Annotated in this window: 16 protein-coding genes; 8 read left to right on the forward strand and 8 right to left on the reverse strand. The window is 65.4% G+C overall.

Annotation, left to right across the window (positions count from 1 at the left end; translation table 11 throughout):
* Positions 1 to 5 precede the first annotated feature (5 nt).
* Both uraH and ACTHNZ_RS01590 read right to left on the reverse strand, forming a co-directional pair.
* Entirely contained in the window at positions 6 to 359 is a 354-nt protein-coding gene (gene uraH, locus ACTHNZ_RS01585; RefSeq protein ID WP_440540738.1) for a hydroxyisourate hydrolase, read from the reverse strand.
* 348 nt (positions 360 to 707) lie between these two features.
* Positions 708 to 1,640 (reverse strand): LysR substrate-binding domain-containing protein, encoded by a 933-nt coding sequence (locus ACTHNZ_RS01590; RefSeq protein WP_440540739.1) that lies wholly within the window; start codon positions 1,638 to 1,640, stop codon positions 708 to 710.
* Between the two features lie 301 nt (positions 1,641 to 1,941).
* Between ACTHNZ_RS01590 and ACTHNZ_RS01595 the strand changes: the two genes are divergently transcribed.
* The 4 genes from ACTHNZ_RS01595 (at position 1,942) to ACTHNZ_RS01610 (ending at position 6,931) form a co-directional block, all read left to right on the forward strand.
* Positions 1,942 to 3,534, forward strand: coding sequence for an ABC transporter ATP-binding protein (locus ACTHNZ_RS01595; RefSeq protein WP_440540740.1), 1,593 nt, complete (start codon positions 1,942 to 1,944; stop codon positions 3,532 to 3,534).
* Positions 3,535 to 3,672: 138 nt separating this feature from the next.
* Positions 3,673 to 4,776, forward strand: a complete 1,104-nt coding sequence (locus tag ACTHNZ_RS01600) for an ABC transporter permease (protein ID WP_440540741.1) — start codon at positions 3,673 to 3,675, stop codon at positions 4,774 to 4,776.
* Positions 4,777 to 4,822: 46 nt separating this feature from the next.
* Entirely contained in the window at positions 4,823 to 5,752 is a 930-nt protein-coding gene (locus tag ACTHNZ_RS01605; RefSeq protein ID WP_440540742.1) for an ABC transporter permease, read from the forward strand.
* A gap of 87 nt (positions 5,753 to 5,839) precedes the next feature.
* Complete coding sequence (locus ACTHNZ_RS01610) at positions 5,840 to 6,931, forward strand: BMP family ABC transporter substrate-binding protein (protein ID WP_440540743.1); 1,092 nt, start codon at positions 5,840 to 5,842, stop codon at positions 6,929 to 6,931.
* A gap of 50 nt (positions 6,932 to 6,981) precedes the next feature.
* On the opposite strand, the gene ACTHNZ_RS01615 is transcribed toward ACTHNZ_RS01610, so the two are convergent.
* Entirely contained in the window at positions 6,982 to 7,191 is a 210-nt protein-coding gene (locus tag ACTHNZ_RS01615) for a dodecin (RefSeq protein ID WP_440540744.1), read from the reverse strand.
* Between the two features lie 152 nt (positions 7,192 to 7,343).
* Here ACTHNZ_RS01615 and ACTHNZ_RS01620 point away from each other — a divergent pair, with 152 nt between their 5' ends.
* The gene (locus ACTHNZ_RS01620) at positions 7,344 to 8,255 is read left to right on the forward strand and encodes an NAD(P)-dependent oxidoreductase (protein WP_440540745.1); all 912 of its coding nucleotides are present in this window, start codon (positions 7,344 to 7,346) and stop codon (positions 8,253 to 8,255) included.
* 52 nt (positions 8,256 to 8,307) lie between these two features.
* Here the strand turns inward: ACTHNZ_RS01620 and ACTHNZ_RS01625 are convergent, their stop codons facing one another.
* Together ACTHNZ_RS01625 and ACTHNZ_RS01630 are read right to left on the reverse strand one after the other, a co-directional pair.
* Entirely contained in the window at positions 8,308 to 8,790 is a 483-nt protein-coding gene (locus ACTHNZ_RS01625) for a hypothetical protein (protein ID WP_440540746.1), read from the reverse strand.
* 85 nt (positions 8,791 to 8,875) lie between these two features.
* Positions 8,876 to 9,001: a hypothetical protein gene (locus ACTHNZ_RS01630; RefSeq protein WP_440540747.1), complete on the reverse strand. Its 126-nt coding sequence runs from the start codon at positions 8,999 to 9,001 to the stop codon at positions 8,876 to 8,878.
* Between the two features lie 161 nt (positions 9,002 to 9,162).
* Between ACTHNZ_RS01630 and ACTHNZ_RS01635 the strand changes: the two genes are divergently transcribed.
* Positions 9,163 to 10,770: a sensor histidine kinase gene (locus ACTHNZ_RS01635; RefSeq protein WP_440540748.1), complete on the forward strand. Its 1,608-nt coding sequence runs from the start codon at positions 9,163 to 9,165 to the stop codon at positions 10,768 to 10,770.
* Between the two features lie 38 nt (positions 10,771 to 10,808).
* Positions 10,809 to 12,797 carry a response regulator gene (locus tag ACTHNZ_RS01640; RefSeq protein WP_440540749.1) on the forward strand — a complete coding sequence of 663 codons (1,989 nt, stop codon included), beginning with the start codon at positions 10,809 to 10,811 and terminating at the stop codon, positions 12,795 to 12,797.
* A 40-nt stretch (positions 12,798 to 12,837) separates the two neighbouring features.
* Here ACTHNZ_RS01640 and mscL read toward each other — a convergent pair whose 3' ends face one another.
* Both mscL and ACTHNZ_RS01650 read right to left on the reverse strand, forming a co-directional pair.
* Positions 12,838 to 13,281 (reverse strand): large conductance mechanosensitive channel protein MscL, encoded by a 444-nt coding sequence (mscL, locus tag ACTHNZ_RS01645; RefSeq protein WP_440540750.1) that lies wholly within the window; start codon positions 13,279 to 13,281, stop codon positions 12,838 to 12,840.
* A 137-nt stretch (positions 13,282 to 13,418) separates the two neighbouring features.
* The gene (locus ACTHNZ_RS01650; RefSeq protein WP_440540751.1) at positions 13,419 to 14,822 is read right to left on the reverse strand and encodes a methyl-accepting chemotaxis protein; all 1,404 of its coding nucleotides are present in this window, start codon (positions 14,820 to 14,822) and stop codon (positions 13,419 to 13,421) included.
* Positions 14,823 to 15,105: 283 nt separating this feature from the next.
* On the opposite strand from ACTHNZ_RS01650, the gene ACTHNZ_RS01655 reads away from it, so the two are divergent.
* The gene (locus ACTHNZ_RS01655; protein WP_440540786.1) at positions 15,106 to 16,734 is read left to right on the forward strand and encodes a methyl-accepting chemotaxis protein; all 1,629 of its coding nucleotides are present in this window, start codon (positions 15,106 to 15,108) and stop codon (positions 16,732 to 16,734) included.
* Between the two features lie 81 nt (positions 16,735 to 16,815).
* Here the strand turns inward: ACTHNZ_RS01655 and ACTHNZ_RS01660 are convergent, their stop codons facing one another.
* The gene (locus tag ACTHNZ_RS01660) at positions 16,816 to 18,339 is read right to left on the reverse strand and encodes a flavin-containing monooxygenase (protein ID WP_440540752.1); all 1,524 of its coding nucleotides are present in this window, start codon (positions 18,337 to 18,339) and stop codon (positions 16,816 to 16,818) included.
* Between the last annotated feature and the right edge of the window lies 1 nt (position 18,340).

Raw genomic sequence — 18,340 nt, forward strand, 5'->3', positions numbered from 1 at the left:
CAGGTTCAGCTGCCGCGATAGGTGCTGTAAGCCCACGGAGAGACCAGGAGCGGCACGTGATAGTGCGCCTGTGCATCGGCGATGCCGAAACGCAGCACCACGCGATCGACGAAGCGCGGCGCCGGCACGGCGACGCCGGCAGCCGCGAAGTAGTCGCCCGCATGAAATACGAGTTCGTACTCGCCGGGGACCATCGCCTCGCCTTCGAGGAGCGGCGCGTCGCAACGGCCGTCATCGTTGGTGACGGTTCGTTTGAGCAGACACCGAGCATCGCCTTCGAGCTTGAACAGCTCGACCTCGATGCCGGCGCCGGGGCGCCCGTGCGCCGTGTCCAGAACGTGGGTAGTCAGCTTTCCCATTCGCAGTTTTCCTTGTGATGAACGCGAAAAGTGTCGAGCAGCGACTCGATCCAATACGCAAGCGGCGGATCGAGGCTCCACGTCGGTGGCTACATACCCGTCGGCGATTCGATGCGAGCGCCGTGTCGCCATTCTAAGAACTTGCCGGCGGCTCGCGCGCACGCGATAGGAAAGATAAGGAGCACCGCATGAGCCGCGGCGGCACGCGGCGTGAAATACAGGCTCGTTCGTCGAAAACGGCACCAATATATCGAAACGGTGAAGGCGAGTATCGCTGCGGCGGACATTGCCAGCGCTATTTTGGCTCCCGATCGTTATGCCGGTGCGGGACGGCGCAGGCAACTCGGTTCAGGCGCGCTCGACGAGCGTGCGCGTCGCATCGGCGACGAGGCTGCGCAGCCAGCGCACTTCGTCGGAATAGTGGCAGCGCTCGTGCCAGAGTTGGTAGTACTGCATCGGCGGAAAGTCGAGCGGGGCGGGCAGGACCGTGAGCGGCAGGTACTTGGCGTAGTGGTCGGCGAACAGCCGTGTCGTCGTGAACAGGAGATCCGACTTGATCAGCACGTACGGGGCGAGGTTGAAGTACGGTAACGTGACCACGACGTGACGCTTGAGCCGCTCGCGCGCGAGATGGACATCGATGGCCCCGCGCTGGCCGACCGAATATGGGGTCGGCGCGAGATGAGGTGCGTTCAGGTACTGATCGAGCGTGAGCGCGCCCCGCTTGGCGAACGGATGCGCGCTGCTCATGAGGCAGACGATTTCGTCGATGAACAGATTGGACAGGTGCAACTGTTCGGGCGGCTCGGGCCAATTGCCGATGACGACGTCGAGCTTGCCGTCCTCGAGTGCGAGCTCGTAATCGAACGAGGGGCCGAGCGAGTGGAATTCGAGTTGAGCGTTCGGTGCGGCCTGGCGGAAACGTTCGACGACGGTCGGCACGAACAGGACGTTCAGGTAGTCGGGGCAGCCGATCCGATAGCAGCGGATCGACGTGGCGGGATCGAAGTTGTGTTGCTGGAAGCGGATGCGCTCGATTTCGCGCAGCGCATTTTGCACGGGCTCGAGTAGGCGCAGGCCGTATTCGGTCGGCACCATGCCGGATTTGCCGCGCACGAGCAGCGGATCGCCGGTGATGTCGCGCAGGCGGCGCAGCGCCGCGCTGATGGCCGGTTGAGATTGATTGAGCTTGACGGCCGCGCGCGTGACGCTGCGCTCCATCAAGAGGGTGTGCAAGACGCGCAATAAATACGTGTCGATCGCCTCGCGTTGCTGACTCATGAATTGCTCCGATATATGTTTCGGCTGATGCAGTGGGGGTGGGGATATCAGGTTTTTAATATGTGCAATTGCGCACGTCAAGGCGGCAAATACCCGTGTGGCGCATCGGCGAAACCGAGCAGCCGCAGGATATTGACGGCTCGACGCTCGGTCCCGATTTGGGTATCGTCGGACCACGGCTGCGCGCCGGGACCGCGCAGGCTCGCCCGATCAGCGCGACCGGTAGCGGGGTGGACAGGGGTGCGACGAGCGATCAGCGTGTTGCGCGGGAACGAATAAGCAATCAGGTTTGGCGAATTTCATGGGCGATCATTCAAGCTTCGAGGGCCGGACGAGCGCGAGCTCGCCGGTCGCCCCGCGGCTCGCGCTGGCGGGCATCAGCAAGCAGTACCCCTCGGTGAGGGCCAACGACGGCGTGGATCTCGTCGTGGCGCCCGGCGAGATCCACGCCGTACTCGGCGAAAACGGCGCGGGCAAGAGCACGCTGATGAAGATCATCTACGGCTCGGTGCGGCCCGATGCAGGCGAGATCCGGTGGGAGGGAGACCTCGTCGAGATCTCGAACCCCGCGCAGGCGCGCAAGCTCGGGATCGGCATGGTCTTTCAGCATTTCTCGCTGTTCGAAACGCTGACCGTCGGCGAGAACATCGCGCTCGCGCTCGACGAGCCGTTCGATCCAACTGCGTTGTCCAAGCGCATTCGCGACGTATCGGCCGAATACGGCCTCGACATCGACCCGCAGCGGCACGTCCATAGCCTGACCGTCGGCGAACGCCAGCGTGTGGAGATCGTGCGCTGCCTGTTGCAGCACCCGCGGCTGTTGATCATGGACGAGCCCACCTCGGTGCTGACGCCGCAGGCCGTGCGCAAGCTGTTCGATACGCTCAGGCGCTTGGCCGCCCAAGGCTGCAGCGTGCTCTACATCAGCCACAAGCTCGACGAGATTCGCGAGCTCTGCGATACCGCGACCGTCATGCGCGGCGGCCGCGTCACGGGGCACGTCAAGCCACGCGAACAAACCAACGAGTCGCTCGCGCAGCTGATGGTCGGTCATGCTCTGCCCGATTACACGCGCCGCGCGCATGCGCCAGGCGAGGTCTTGCTCAGCGTGAAGCGCCTGTCGGCGGCGAGCGACGACCCGTTCGGGACATCGCTCGAGAACGTGACGTTCGACGTCCATGCGGGCGAGATCTTCGGGATCGCAGGTGTATCGGGCAACGGCCAGGCGGAGCTCTTGGCGGCGCTCTCGGGGGAAAAGCGCTTCGCCGCGGACCCGGACGCCGTGACGATATGCGGCAAGCGCGCGGGGCGGCTCTCGGCCGGTGCGCGCCGCCGCCTCGGCTTCGCATTCGTGCCGGAGGAGCGGCTCGGGCGCGGCGCCGTGCCGGCGATGTCGCTCGCCGACAATGCGCTGCTGACCGCGCATCGCCTGCCCGGCATGGTCCGCCACGGCTGGATCGGCGCGCGCGCGATGCGCGCGTTCGCGACACGCTGCATCGAGGCGTTCGACGTGCGCTGCGGAGGCCCCGATGCGCTTGCGCAGTCGCTCTCGGGCGGGAATCTGCAAAAGTACATCGTGGGCCGCGAGGTGCTGCAGGCGCCGAAGGTGCTCGTGGTGGCGCAGCCCACGTGGGGCGTCGACGTGGGTGCTTCGGCGTTCATTCGGCAGCAACTGCTCGATTTGTCGGCCAGGGGTGTAGCCGTGCTCGTGATCTCCGAAGAGCTCGACGAGCTGTTCGACATTTGCGACCGCATCGCCGTTCTCGCGCGCGGCCGTTTATCGCCGGCGCGCAAGACAGGCGAGACCAACGCCGAGGAAATCGGCTTGTGGATGGCGGGCCTGTTCGGCGATCACGGCACGGCGCCGTCCGCGGAGCGGACCGCACATGCCTGATCGCCGTTCGGCATCGTCCCGGCGCCGGGGCCCGGTGCCCCAGCGAACGAGCCGGTGCCGCCCGTGCCGCTGGTGCGGATAGGGACCGGACGCTTGCTCACACGAACAACGAACGAACAACGAACGCTCGAATAGACCATGCATTTTCCTTATCGACTCGAAGCACGCCCGACGCCATCGCGCGCAATGAGGCTCGCCGTGCCCCTCATCGCCGCGCTTTTGACGCTTGCGATAGGCTTTCTGATCTTCGGCCTCGTCGGGCGCGATCCGGTGCAGGCGATGCGAGCTTTCTTCATCGATCCGCTTTCCGACGTCAACGGCTGGTCGGAGCTGCTGCTCAAAGCCTCGCCGCTGTGCCTGATCGGCCTGGGCTTGGCCGTCGGCTATCGCGCGAACGTCTGGAACATCGGCGCGGAGGGGCAGATGCTCGCGGGCGGCATCGCCGCGAGCGGCGTCGCGATCTACTTCGATCAGGCAAGCGGCGTATGGATCCTGTTCCTGATGATGGGCGCGGGCATCGTCGGCGGCATGCTGTGGGCGAGCATTCCAGCCTTCTTGAAGACCCGCTTCAACACCAACGAGATTCTGACGAGCCTCATGCTCACGTACGTGGCGGCGCAGCTCTTGATCTATCTCGTCAGCGGTCCGTGGCGCGATCCGCAGGGGATGAATTTTCCGATTTCGGAGATGTTCTCGGGCGACGCGCTTTATCCGACCTTCGGCGGCGATTGGCATTGGCACTGGCTGCGCGGGACCCGGCTCAATGCGTCCGTGTTCCTGACGCTCGCGGCGATCCCGGCCGTCTGGCTCTTCATGCGCAAGAGCTTCGCGGGCTTCCGCATGAACGTCGGGGGGCTATCGCCGCTCGCCGCTCGCTATGCCGGCTTCTCGGATGCGCGCACGGTCTGGACGTCGCTGCTTTTGAGCGGGGCGCTGGCGGGCCTCGCGGGAATGGGCGAAATCGCCGGTCCGATCGGACAGTTGCAGGCCACGTGGTCGCCGGGCTACGGCTTCACGGCGATCATCGTCGTCTTCGTCGGACGGCTGCATCCGCTCGGCATCGTGCTGGCGAGCTTGCTGATGGCGCTGCTCTATCTGGGCGGAGAGGCCGTTCAGACGTCGATGCAATTGCCGCAGGCGCTCTCGGGTGTATTCCAAGGGCTGCTGCTGTTCTGCCTGCTCGGCGCGGATCTGTTCGTCAATTACCGCGTGCGCCGCATCGCGCATGCCGTGCATGGATGATCGGTCCCCGCTGATCGAAATACAACGCGAAATAGAACGAAAGACCATGGATATTCAACAAGCCGGCTCGCTTGCTTCCAGTGCCGTCGTTGCCGCGATTCCGTTGATGTTCGCCGGCATCGGCGAACTCGTCACGGAAAAGTCGGGCGTGCTCAATCTCGGCGTGGAAGGGATGATGCTGATGGGCGCCGTGACGGGCTATGCCGTCACCGCCGCAACGGGCCATCCTTGGCTCGGCGTGGCGGCGTCGATCGGTGCGGGCGCCGCAATGGCGCTGCTGTTTGCGTTTCTCACGCTGACGATGCTCGCCAATCAAGTGGCGACGGGGCTATCGCTCGCGATCTTCGGCACGGGTCTGTCCGCCTACGTCGGCAAGCCGTACACGTCGGCGTCGATCAGCGCCGCGATCGGCGCATGGCCCATTCCGGGGCTCTCGCACGTGCCCGTGCTCGGGCCCGCGCTGTTTTCGCTGACGCCGCTCGGGTATCTCGCGTTCGCGATGTTCGGCGTCGTCGCCTGGTTCCTCTATCGCACGCGCGCGGGGCTCGTGTTGCGCTCGGTCGGAGAATCGCCGAGCGTGGCGCATTCGGTCGGCTTTCCCGTGATCGGCGTGCGCTACGGCGCAACGCTGTTCGGGGGCGGGATGGCGGGGCTCGCCGGCGGCTATTATTCGATCGTCTACCTGCATCTGTGGCAAGAGCAATTGACGTCGGGGCGCGGCTGGATCGCGCTCGCGCTCGTCGTGTTCGCCACCTGGCGGCCCGCTCGGCTGCTGATCGGCGCGCTGCTGTTCGGTGCCGTGACGGGGCTGCAGTTCTATGCCCAGGCCGTGGGCGTGCCCGTGCCGACGCAATTTCTCGCGATGCTGCCGTACCTCGCGACGATCGTCGTGCTGGCCGTCATTTCTCGCAATCCGAACACCATCAAGCTCAATGCGCCGGCATCGCTCGGCAAGCCGTTCTTTGCGACGAGCTAGGCAGTGCGCGGCCCGTTCGATCGATATCCGCTCAGGTGGCAAGCTGCTGCTTGCCCGACCGTTTCACCACACCACTGGAGAAGTTCGATGAGAAGAAAGACGTTGACCTCGCTCGCCGCAAGCACGGCGCTCGCGCTGGGTGCCGCGCTCGCGCTCATGCCAACGGCGCAGGCCGCGGACGTGCCCGGCGTCGCCTTCGTGTATCTGGGCAATCCCGGCGATGCCGGCTGGACGTACGCGCACGATCAAGGCTCGAAGCAAGTCGAGGCCAAGTTCGGCAACAAGATCAAGGTTACGCGCGTCGAGGACGTGCCCGAGTCGGCCGATTCCGAGCGCGTATTCCGTGAACTCGCGAGCAAGGGCAACAAGATCATCTTCGGCACGAGCTTCGGCTATCAGGACTTCGAACTGAAGGTCGCGAAGGATTTCCCCGATACGGTGTTTCTGCACGCAACGGGTTACAAGAAGGCGAAGAATTTCGGCACTTACGACGTGCGCATGTATCAGGGTGCGTACCTCGCCGGCATCGTCGCGGGCCACGTAACGAAGACGAACACGCTCGGATTCGTCGCCTCGGTGCCGATCCCCGAAGTGGTACGCAACATCAACGCATACACGCTTGGTGCTCGCTCCGTGAACCCGAAGATCCATACGAAGGTGATTTGGATCAACAGCTGGTTCGATCCGGGCAAGGAGAAGCAGGCCGCCGAGACGCTGATCGGGCAGGGCGCCGACGTACTCTTGCAGAACACCGATTCGAGCGCCACGCTTGCGACGGCGCAGGAAAAGCACGTGCACGCATTCGGCTGGGATTCTGATATGAAGAAGTTCGGCCCCGAGGCGGCGCTCGGATCCGTCGTCGCGCACTGGGGTGTTTATTATCAAGCCGCGATCCAGCAGGTGCTCGACGGCAAATGGAAGAACGATCCAGTCTGGTGGGGGCTGCCTCAGCAAGCCGTTGACCTTGAAAACCTGAACACGGCGGTGCCCGCCGCGGCACGCGCGGACGAGAAGAAGGCGCACGACGAGATCGCCAGCGGCAAGCGCGATGTCTTCACGGGCCCGATCAAGGATCAGTCGGGCGCGGTCAAGGTGCCGGCGGGCAAGACCCTCACCGATCCCGAGCTGCAGCGCCTGAACTGGTACGTCGAAGGCGTGGACGGCACGCTGCCGCACTGACCGGCCGGCGCTGGCGGGAAAGGGCGGCGCGGCGCGAGCGTCGCCCGCCCTCAATCGTCGAGGCGCATGCCGAGCTTCAGCGTGACCTGCCAATGCACGACGGCGCCGTTTTCGATGTGCCCGCGCGTTTCGGTCACTTCGAACCAATTCAAATTGTGCAGCGTCTTGGAGGCGCGCTCGATTGCGCAGCGAATCGCGTCGTCGCTCGACTTCGTCGACGAACCGGTCAGCTCGATCGACTTGTAGACATGCTCGTTCATGTATCGTCTCCGTTTATCGCCGACAATGGAGAGACCAGTATAGGCAACGGGGAGCATCAGCGCTCGCGAGGGCCGATCGCTGCGTGCGATGCCGCGCCCACTCGGCATGCGCGTGCCGGGACGCCCGGCTTTCGTCTCAGGAGGACAGACCGATGGACATAGGATTTTGCGGGCCGGGCCTCATGGGCGCGCCGATGATCCGGCACCTGCTGCGCGCTGGGCACACGGTGTCGGTCTGGAACCGCACCCGTGCAAAGGCGCAGGCACTCGCGGGCGATGGCGCGCGCGTCGTCGATACGCCGCGCGAACTCGTCGACAAGGCGCAGGCCGTCTTTCTGTGCGTCTCGGACACGCATGCCGTCGAAGAGGTCGTGTTCGGGCTCGGCGGCTTGCTGGGCGAGGATACGGCTGACGCAGGCGCGGGCCGCGTCCGTTGGATCGTCGATCACTCGAGCATTGCGCCCGAAGCCACGCGCGGCTTTGCCGCGCAAGCGGCCCGGCACGGCGTCGGGTGGGTCGACGCGCCGGTTTCGGGCGGCGTGCCGGGGGCCGAGGCCGGCACGCTGGCCGTCATGGCCGGCGGCGACGCGGCCGACGTAGCCGCCGTCGAGCCGCTGATCCGTGCTTATGCCGCGCGCCTCACGCACATGGGCGCGGCGGGGGCGGGGCAAATGACCAAGCTGTGCAATCAAGCGATCGTCTGTGCGACGGTGGCCGGCATCGCCGAAGCGGTCGGGCTTGCCCAAGCTGCCGGCATCGATGCGTCGCGGCTACCCGAAGCGCTAGCCGGTGGTTGGGCCGACTCCGTTTTGCTGCGCACGTTCGTGCCGCGCATGACGGAAACCGGCCTTGCGCCCCTCGGTTCGTTGAAGACCTTTCAGAAAGATATCGATACCGTCGCTGCCGCGGCCCAATCGACGGGCGCCGCGATGCCCGTCGTGGGCGCGGTGCAGCAGGTTTTGCGCTTGGGGGCGGCGATGGGGCTCGGTCAGGCCGATCTGGCGGCATTTATCGACATCGTGCGGCCGCACGCGCGCGCCGCGCAGCGCAATCGATCGGATTGACGGCGGCTAGCGGCGGTGACGTCCGCCGAGCGCCGCGCGGACCCACGACGCATCAACGGAACGAGCGCGGCGCGGCGTCGCCCGCATTTTGCCGGCGCGCGCCGCGCGTCGCGGCACCCGCACCGAACTCGGGCAAGATCTTCGCGCGTGCGCGGCTCGCGAAGACGAGAAAGCCGAACCCGTTCGTCTCGTACCAGTAGCCGCCGTTCTCGAGTCCGTCGAGCGGCTGCTCGAGCGCATTCGCGATCGATTCGACGCAACGGCGCCGCAGCTCGTCGACATCGGGATAGGGCGGTTGAGCGCCGCGCACCGTGCACAGCAGAACATCGAGCCCGGGCAGCACGTGCTCGTAGAGCACCGGCTCGTCCTGCGAGCGTGCGCGGGCGATTTTCGTGTCGAGTTGGACAAACGGCTTGAACTGGCGCAGCACGGCGAGGAAAGACTCTTTGCTTTCCGCGCTCGCGCGCCTGCGCTTTCTCGGGAAGGACATAAACATTCGCCTGAAAAAGAGTTGCAAGAAACACAGCGTCCTCATGCGACCACTCCCGGCTCTCGCGCGCCGCACGTCCAATCTTTTATAGCATACGAAATCGTGGGATTCACGACGGCCGTGGCCTGTTTCACCTGCATCCCCGAAACTCGCATGCAGTCATGACGAACTCGCGCAGCATCAGCAGCACCATCGCGCGCTCGACATCTATGGCAATAATAGGCCCGAGTTTCGCCGCCGTGCTGATCGAACTCATAAAAATTGCCAACTTCCGTGCGCATGCGCGCTTCTATATCGTCCGTTGAAATATCTTGGAACAGCACGGATAATGGTCCGGTTTCGCTCTTGCACCACGTGCAACGCAAGCGCCGTGCCGCGCCGTGCACGATATGCGACTCGAGAGTCTGCCAAGGACGCATGAAACTATTCACGAAGGGGCTGCTGCTGATCGCCGTTCCGAGCTTGATCGAGCTCGCGCTCGTTGGCATGCTGTCGAAGACCCAGGAGCAATCGAGCGAGGCCGCGCAGTGGGCGTCGCACAGCAAGCAAGTGCTTTACCAAGCATCGGTCATCGTCGATCCGCTTTTGCGCGAGGCCGCGCGCGTGCGTTCCGGCCTCATTCTCGGCGATGCCTCCTTCGTAGACAGACAGGTCGTTTGGGTCGATCTCGGCGATCGGCTCTCGCGCCTAGAAAAGCTCGTCGCCGACGATCCGCTCCAAGTGGAGCGCGTGCGGCGCATGCGCGAAGCGGTCAGCGCCTATCGGGCGCATGTCGACCAGATCTCCGCCGCGCTGCGCGAGGGCAAGAGCGTGCAGCTAACTTCGTTCGACAGTGCACCGCTGCCGCCGCAAATCCAAGCGTTTCGCGATGAGCTCGGCGCATTCGTCGCCGACGAATCCCGGCTCGACAGCGAGCGCAGCGCGCAGTTGGCCGCAACGCGCGAACGGCAGCGCTACGCACTGATCGCCGCGATCGGGGGATCGATGCTGATTTGGGCCATCGCGGCGCTGGCGTTCGCGGGCAACATCGGGCGGCGCTTGCGGACGCTGATCGCCAACGCGCAACGGCTCGGCCGCGCACAGGCGCTCGGGGCGCCGCTGGCCGGCAACGACGAGTTGGCCGAGCTCGATGCGGCGCTGCACCGAACGAGCGTCTTGCTGACGGAGTCCGAGCACGATCAGGGCGCGCTGCAGGCGACGCTCGAGGCGCGCGCGCAGGAACTCACGCAAGTGAACGATAGCCTGCGTCAGCAAAAGCAGGACAACGACATGTTCATTTACAGCGTGTCGCACGACTTGCGCTCGCCGCTCGTGAACTTGCAAGGGTTTTCGCGCGAACTGCAAGTGTCGTGCGACGAATTGCGCGCGATGCTGGATGCGGCTCGCCTGCCGGACACCGAGCGCACGCGCATCACGCGCGTGCTCGACGGAAACCTCAGCGAAGCGTTGCACTTTTTGCGCACAGCCGTGTCGCGCTCCGCCTCGATCATCGATGCCCTGCTGCGCATTTCCCGCGCGGGCAGGCTCGAATATCAGTGGCAGCGCGTCAGCGTCGCGCGGGCGGTCGCGCGTGTCGTCGAATCGCTGCATCAGGCGATCGTCGAACGCAGCGTTTCGGTTTCCGTCGGCGAGTTGCCGCCGGTGTGGGGCGATCCGACGGCGATCGAGCAAATCTTCTCGAACCTGATCGGCAATGCCGTCAATTATCTCGATAGCTCGCGCGCGGGGCGGATCGAAATCGGCACGCTCGAGCAGCCGCCGCAGGCAAGCGGCGAACGAGCGCCTAGAATGCGTACATACTACGTGCGCGACAATGGGCTCGGGATTCCCGAAGCCTGCATGCCGAAAATGTTCAGCGCGTTTCAACGGCTGCACGGCGATCGCGCCAAGGGCGACGGCATCGGGCTCGCGCTCGTGCGTCGCGTGACCGAGCGCCATGGAGGGCGTGCGTGGGTCGAATCGACGGAAGGTGTCGGCTCGACGTTCTACGTGACGCTGCCAGAACAACCGTTGCGGATCAGCTGACGCACGAGGCATCGCGCCGAACGAACCTTTCAAACCGTATGACCGACGTTTCTCGCCAAGAGCCAGCCCGCGTGCTCGTCGTCGACGACGACGAGGGGATCTTGCGGCTCGCGCGAAAATCGCTCGAGCGCGCGGGGTGCCGCGTCTTCGCTTATCCGAGCCCGCAAGCCGCGCATGCGCAACTTGCGGCCGATGCACCCGACTTGCTCGTGCTCGACTACCAACTCGATACCGCCGAGACCGGCCTCGATTTCTTCCGGCGCTTGCGTGCCGAGGGCATTGCGTTGCCCGCTATCCTCGTGACCGGCTTCACCGACGAATCGCGCGTGATCGAAGCGCTGCGCACGGGCATCTCGGACGTCGTCCCGAAATCGGGCGGCTACCTCGATTACCTGCCGGAGGCCGTCGAGCGCGTGCTGACGCAGGTGCGGCTGCAGCGCGCGTCTGCCGAGGCACTCTTGCTGCGCGATCGCGAGGCGCATTACCGCAGCTTGTCGGAAGCGCTGCCGCATCTCGTGTTCACGAGCAACGCGCAGGGCGAATGCGAGTTTTTTTCGAAGCAGTGGTATGAGTATACGGGGCTTGACGAAGCCGCCTCGCGCGGGCTCGGCTGGTTCGATGCCGTGCATCCGGACGATCGCGAAGCGCTGCGCCGCTCGTGGCTCGACGCGGTCAGCGGTGCGACGGGCGCCGATTACCGGCACGAGTTGCGGTTGCGCGCGGCGGATGGCACGTATCGCTGGTTCGACATGCGCATCGCCGACGTTCGCGACGCGAATGGGCGTGTCGGCAAGTGGTTCGCGAGCTGTACCGACATTCAACCGCAGCGCGAGGCAATGGAGGAGCGCGAGCGTCTGCTCGCGGCCGAGCAATGCGCACGGCAGACGGCCGAGGAGGCCAATCGCGCGAAGGACCGCTTTCTCGCCATGCTCTCTCATGAGCTGCGTACGCCGCTCACGCCGGTGCTCGTCGGCACGCGCGTGCTCGAAACGATGCCCGAATTGCCGCCCGCGGCGCGCTCGAGCGTGAAGATGATCCGGCGCAACATCGAACTCGAGGCGAGGCTCATCGACGATCTGCTCGACTTGACGCGCGTGGCCAACGGGAAGTTGCGCCTCGCGCTCGAAAGGGTCGACGTGCACGATGTCGTCGATAGCGTCCTCGAGCTGTTTCATGCCGAGATCCAAGTCAAAGCGCTCGACGTGCACGTGGAAAAGCGCGCGGAAAATCATTACGTGCTGGCGGATCCAGCCCGTCTGCAGCAGATGCTCTGGAACCTCGTGCGCAATGCCGCGAAGTTCACGCCCGACGGCGGCCACATCTACGTGCGCACGCGCGACGCGCGGATGCGCATCGAGATCGAAATCGAAGATACCGGCATCGGCATCGCCCCGGAGCAGATCGGCAAGTTGTTCAATGCGTTCGAGCAGGGCAGCCAGCGCATGACGCAGCAGTTCGGCGGGCTGGGGCTCGGCCTCGCCATCACGAAGGCGCTGACCGATGCGCATGGCGGCACCGTCAGCGCGCGTAGCCCTGGCCCGCATTGCGGGGCGACGTTCACGATCGCGCTGCCGACGACGTCCATGCCCGCGCACGAGCCCGTGCAGGCGGCATCGGCGAAGGCGGGCGGCGACGCGCGAATCGCGATTCTGCTCGTCGAGGACCACGAGGATACGGCTGATGTCATGGCGCATTTGATGCGCTCGCTCGGGCACGACGTGGCCGTTGCCTCATCGGTGGCCGAAGCGTTGGCGGCGACGCGCGCAAGAACGTTCGATCTGATCGTCAGCGACGTCGGCTTGCCGGACGGCACGGGGCTCGATTTCGTCAGTTCGGTGCGCCGGCATTCCCAGGTGCCGGCGATCGCATTGACGGGATACGGCTCCGACGACGACGTGCGGCGCTGCTTGGCCGCGGGGTTCACGGCGCATTTGACCAAGCCAGTCAATTTCTCGCAGCTCGAGGTGCTGATTCAGCGCACGGCCGAGGCCAAGACCAAGACCCAAGGCGGTGCCACCGCGTTCTAGCGGCTCGCGGCGAGAGGCGTCCTTTGCTCCGGCGGTTCGCTCAGCGCTGCTTGAGCGAATCGCGGATTTCGCGCAACAGCAGGACGTCTTCCGGCGGGGGCGGCGGCTCGGCAGGCGCGGCTTCGGGTTCCGTCTTGCGCAGCGAGTTCATGAACTTGACGAGCGCGAATACGATCAGCGCCAGAATGATGAAATTGATGATCGCCGTAATGAACGAGCCGTAACCGAACACGGCTACGCCGGCGGTTTGCAAGTCCTTGTACGAATCGGGGTTGCCCTTGAACGTGGCGGGGATCTCTCCCAGGCGAACGAACTTGTTCGAGAAGTCTAGGCCGCCCGTTGCGGTGCCGACGATCGGCATGATCAGATCCTTGACGACCGAGTTGACGATCGTGGAGAACGCGCCGCCGATGATGACGCCGACGGCCAGATCCATCACGTTCCCTTTGACGGCGAACTCCCTGAATTCCTTGACGATGCCCATATTGTTGTTCCTCCTTGGCTGACGGGACGCATGCGAGTCGCACCGAGTGCGCAAGGCGCATGCCCTCGTGGCCATGATAGCGAACGGCCGATCGTCCCGGAAGGAGTTTCGCGGCTCGCGCCGCGCTCGCAATCGCCTCAGGTCTTGTAGGCGAGCCTCACGCCGCCCCAGTGGCGGCCGCGCACGTAGATCGGCGCGGAGGCGTCCTTCATCGTCGCGAATGCGCCGCCGCCCATGTCGCGCCGATAGGCCTGCAGCAGGAACGGTTTCGTGTGCGTCGCGGCCGCGAGCCCCGTGCGATCGTTGAAGATGCGCCGGTTCCGGCAGTTGGCCGCGTTCCAGACCGCATCGCCGGCTCGCTGCGGCTGGGAGAACTTGCGGTTGTGCGTCGGCAGATAGCCGCGCACGTCGACGGCGGCGCAAAACGCCACGCGTTCGTCCAAGGTCAGCACGGGCTCCAGAATGTCGGGCAAGACGCGATCGGTGAGCGCCGTGAATTGCGTCATGTATTGCTGCGGATCGGTGCCCGGGATCGGCACGTAGCGAGCATCGAACAGGGCGGCCTCGGTGATCTCGCCGCGCGCGAGCGCTTGCTCGAAGCGCTTGCCGACGAGGGCGGCCGTGCGCTGCGCCGCTTCGATGAAGCGGGAATCGGGCGTCTCGACGCCGGTGGCGGCCGTCAGCTCGATCAGTTTTTCGGAAACGGACAAGAGGCTCGCGAGACGGTCTTTGGCCTGCAAAAAGTTCGCACTCGAATGCTCGACGCCGCTCGCCATATTGCCTACTTGCTCTTCCAAGCGGTGACATTGGGTCTCGATGTCGCCGCTCAGCGTCGCGATTTGCTCGGCCTCTTCATGCAACTGCGTGATCGCCGTGCCCGTCGACTCGACGATCCCGCCGATCGTTGCCGACCCTTGCTTCACGCGATGCGCGCGCGCCGTATTCTCGGCGCCGTCGGCGATGAGCTGCTCCGTCTGCTGCGTCAGGCGCGCAAGCGTCGCTTCGATTTGGGCCGTGGCTTGCGCGGTCTTGCGGGACAGGTTTTTGACTTCGGCCGCGACGACGGCGAAGCTCTTGCCCGATTCGCCGGCGCGGGCTGCTTCGATCGCCGCGTTGATGGCGAGCAGATGCGTTTGGCGCGCGATCAGCGAGATTTCTTCGGAAACGGTGCTCACGTGCCCGAGCGCCTCGCGCAGCGCTTCCATTTGCGCGGCGATGCCCGTCACGCCCTCGACGAGGCCGTGAATGTCGGCCAGCGACGCATCGAGGGTTTGCCGCGACTGCTCGACCGAACTCGACGCTTCGCTGCTGACGATGCGTACCTGGCGCGCGGCTTCGGCGATCCGATGGTTGCCTTGCATCGTGACCGAAGCCGATTCGCGCAGCGACCGGCAGACGTTCGCCTGCTGCGCCACGCGGCTCGCCACTTCCTCGACGTGGCCGGAGACATCGCAAATCTCGATGCCGAGCTTGCCCGCATGTTCGGCGATGTCGCCCACGATCGATCGCGCGGCGCGCGGCCGGCGCAAGGTCAAACGCATGGTCGCTCCTTGGAGTAGCTTTCCTATGCGTTAACGGACGATGTGCGGCCGAACTTGAGGGGGGATGACGATAGTATGACAATAGTGTTTCCAGCCATTGCGCAATCGGCGGGAAACCCTTAGATTGCGCGAGAACCTTCGCACGCACGACGCGCCCGATCAATCCACTCGCAGCAGGCCGGGTATAGCCGACGCTCCGTCAGAGAGCCGCATGTGCGCGCATCACCATCACTACGGAGGGGACGGTGCGGCGCCTCGTCATGAGCGCGCGCACGTCGATGCCATGTTCAAACGCTTCACGATACGCGGCGGGCTGACGCTCACGATCGCGGGCTATACGCTCGCGCTGATGGCGGCCATGGCCGCCGGCATGCTGGGGCTGCAAAAGAGCAACGACGCGCTCAAACAAATGTATGCGACCGATACGGCCGCGCTCACGCATTTGAAGACGAGCTCCGAACGCATGCTGCAAGTACGGCTCGCACTGGGCAGTTACGAGACCCTGTTTTCGATGGGCAAGGCCGGCGACGACCTGCTGCCCAAAGCGCATGGCGTCTTGAAGGAAAGCGATGCGCAGTGGGCCGACTATCTGAACAAGCCGCGCGACGAGAACGAATCGCGTCTGGCCGACGCGGTCGGCGCGGCGCGCACGGCGCTCGTGCAGCAGGCGATCAATCCGGAGTTTCAAGCGCTCGAGCAGAACGACTTCAATACGTTCCGCACGCTCCAAGGCCAGACGGCGAACGAGCTCTACGCGCGCTATGAGGCAGCGATCAACGAACTCGAAGCGCTGCAGGTCACGCACGAGGAAGCGCGCTACGGCGCATCGCAAGCGACCTTCCATGCGCTGGCGACGGCGGCGGCCGTCATCGCGGCCATCGCGTTTCTCATCGGCATCGTTGCACGCGCGGCGCTCGTATCGGCCGTCGTGCGGCCCATCGACGCCGTCGTGCGCCATTGCGAGCGCATTGCCGCCGGCGACTTGACGGGCACGATCGTCGCCGACAGCAAGAACGAAATGGGCCGGCTGCTGGTCGGGCTGCAGCGCATGCAGGCGGCGCTCGTCGCGACGGTCGCGCGCGTGCGCACGGGATCGGAGGTGATCATGCACGGCGCCCGCGAAATCGCGACGGGCAACGCCGATCTCTCGCAGCGCACCGAGCAGCAGGCGGCCTCGTTGCAGGAAACGGCGTCGAGCATGGAGCAATTGACGTCGACGGTGCGGCTCAACGCCGATCACGCGGTCGAAGCGAGCTCGCTCGCGCGCGACGCCTCGGATACGGCGGCTCGTGGCGGCGAAGTCGTCGGCGACGTCGTTCGCACCATGGAGGACATCGCCTCGAGCTCGAATCAGATCGGCGACATCATCGGCGTGATCGAAGGCATCGCGTTCCAGACCAACATCTTGGCGCTCAACGCTGCGGTCGAAGCCGCCCGCGCAGGCGAGCAGGGCCGGGGTTTCGCCGTGGTGGCGGGAGAAGTGCGCAGCCTCGCGCAGCGCAGCGCGAGCGCGGCCAAGGAGATCAAATCGCTGATCGCGGCCTCGGCCGACAAGGTGCAGGCCGGCAGCGCGCTGGTTGGGCGAGCGGGCGAGACGATGGGCCAAGTCGTGGCCTCGGTGCACCGCGTGACCGACATCATCGGCAAAATCAGCGCGGCGTCGAGCGAGCAATCGACAGGGATCGAGCAGATCAATCTCGCCGTGGTTCAGATGGACTCGGTTACGCAGCAAAATGCGGCGTTGGTGGAGCAGGCTGCCGCAGCGGCGGCCTCGCTCGAGGAGCAAGCGGCTCAGCTGGACGCGGCGGTCGCGGCGTTCCAGTTGGAGGCGCATGCGAACGCGAACGCGGCGTCCTCGCGGGCCGCTCGTACCGAACCCGCGGCGCTCGGCACGGTGCTGACGCCGGCCTGATTCGGCCTGCGGCCTGATCGCCGCCACGTTCTCGCCACAGCGCCGGCCGGCAAGCAGGTGCCGCGCCGGCATGGCGGCAGGCTAATCGCCGAAACGGTAGTCACTGGCCCTGACGCGCCGCGTCAGCCACCGGAATGCGAAGCTGAACCCGGGCCATAATGCCGCATTTCGGCCGCGCTTCGACAGGTACCAGCTGCGGCAGCCGCTCATCCAAACAGTGCCCCGGAACGCGTGTTCGAGCCGTTCGTTGAACGCGTGCTCGGCTTCGGACCGCACTTCCATCGTCCGCGCGCGGCGCCGGCAGAGGGCGCGTAGGCAGCCCGCGATGTAGGCGATGTGCGATTCGATCATGAAGATCATCGAGTTGTGCGCGAGGCCGGTGTTGGGGCCGATCATCATGAAGAAGTTCGGAAAGCCCGAGATGCTCGTGCCGAGATAGGCTTGCGGGCCTTCGCTGAGCCAGCGTGCATCGAGATCTGCGCCTCGTGTCCCGATGACGGGGAAAGGGGCGCCGGCGTCGGCCAGTTCGAAACCCGTGCCGCAGATGATCGCATCGACTCGGTGGTGGCGGCCATCCTCCGTAATGAGGCCATCGGCCACGATCTCGCGGATCGGCGTGGTGACGACTTCGACGTTCGGCTGCGCGAGCGCCGGATAGTAATCGCTCGAGAGCAGCACTCGTTTGCACCCCAGCAGATAGTTGGGCGTCAGCTTCGCACGCAACACCGGGTCCGGCACGCGCCGCGCGAGATAGCTCGAGGCGAACTGCATCGGCGTGTGCATCCACTTTGGATTGACGATGAAGGCGAGGGCCCGCGCTTCGTGCCGCCAGTAGATCGTCCACCGTGCGAGCCGTTGCGCGAACGGCACCCAGCGGAACGTCCGCTGGGCGTAGCTCCCGATCGGGCGGTCGGGCCTAGGCATGATCCACGGCGGTGTGCGCTGAAACACCTGGAGTCGCGCCGCGCGCCGCTGAAGGTGCGGGATGAATTGCACCGCGCTCGCACCGGTGCCGATCACGGCGATCGTTTTGCCGTCGAGCGGATAGCCGTGATTCCAGCGCGCCGAATGAAAAAGCGCACCGTCGAAGCGGTCGAGGCCTGGGATATCGGGGAGTGCCGGGCGCGAGAGCGGCCCGTTCGCTGAAATGACGACGTCGACTTCGACCGTTTCTTCGGATCGCTCGGGCACCGGCGCGCCGGGTCTCGCCCCGTTTTCGCTGGATGTGGAGACGATATCGAGCCGCCAGACACGGGCACCGTCGTCGAAACGTGCCCTTGCGACGCGCGCGTTACAGCGGATCACCGATTCGATGCCGTGCTCGCGCACGCACCGCTTCAGATAGTCGAGGATTTCATGCTGCGAGGCGAACGTGCCCGACCACGACGGATTTTGGGCGAACGAGAACGAGTACAGATGCGAGGGGATGTCGCAGGCGGCGCCAGGGTAGGCGTTGTCGCGCCAGGTGCCGCCGATCTCGTGCGCCGCCTCGTAGACCGTCAACGAGGCCACGCCCATCTGTTTCAGCCGGACCGCCATGCCGATGCCGGCGAACCCGCTGCCGATGATCGCCACGCGCAGCGGGAGCTTCGACGAACGCCTCACG

It is taken from the genome of Trinickia sp. (assembly GCF_051953955.1).
Taxonomy (GTDB): Bacteria; Pseudomonadota; Gammaproteobacteria; order Burkholderiales; family Burkholderiaceae; genus Trinickia.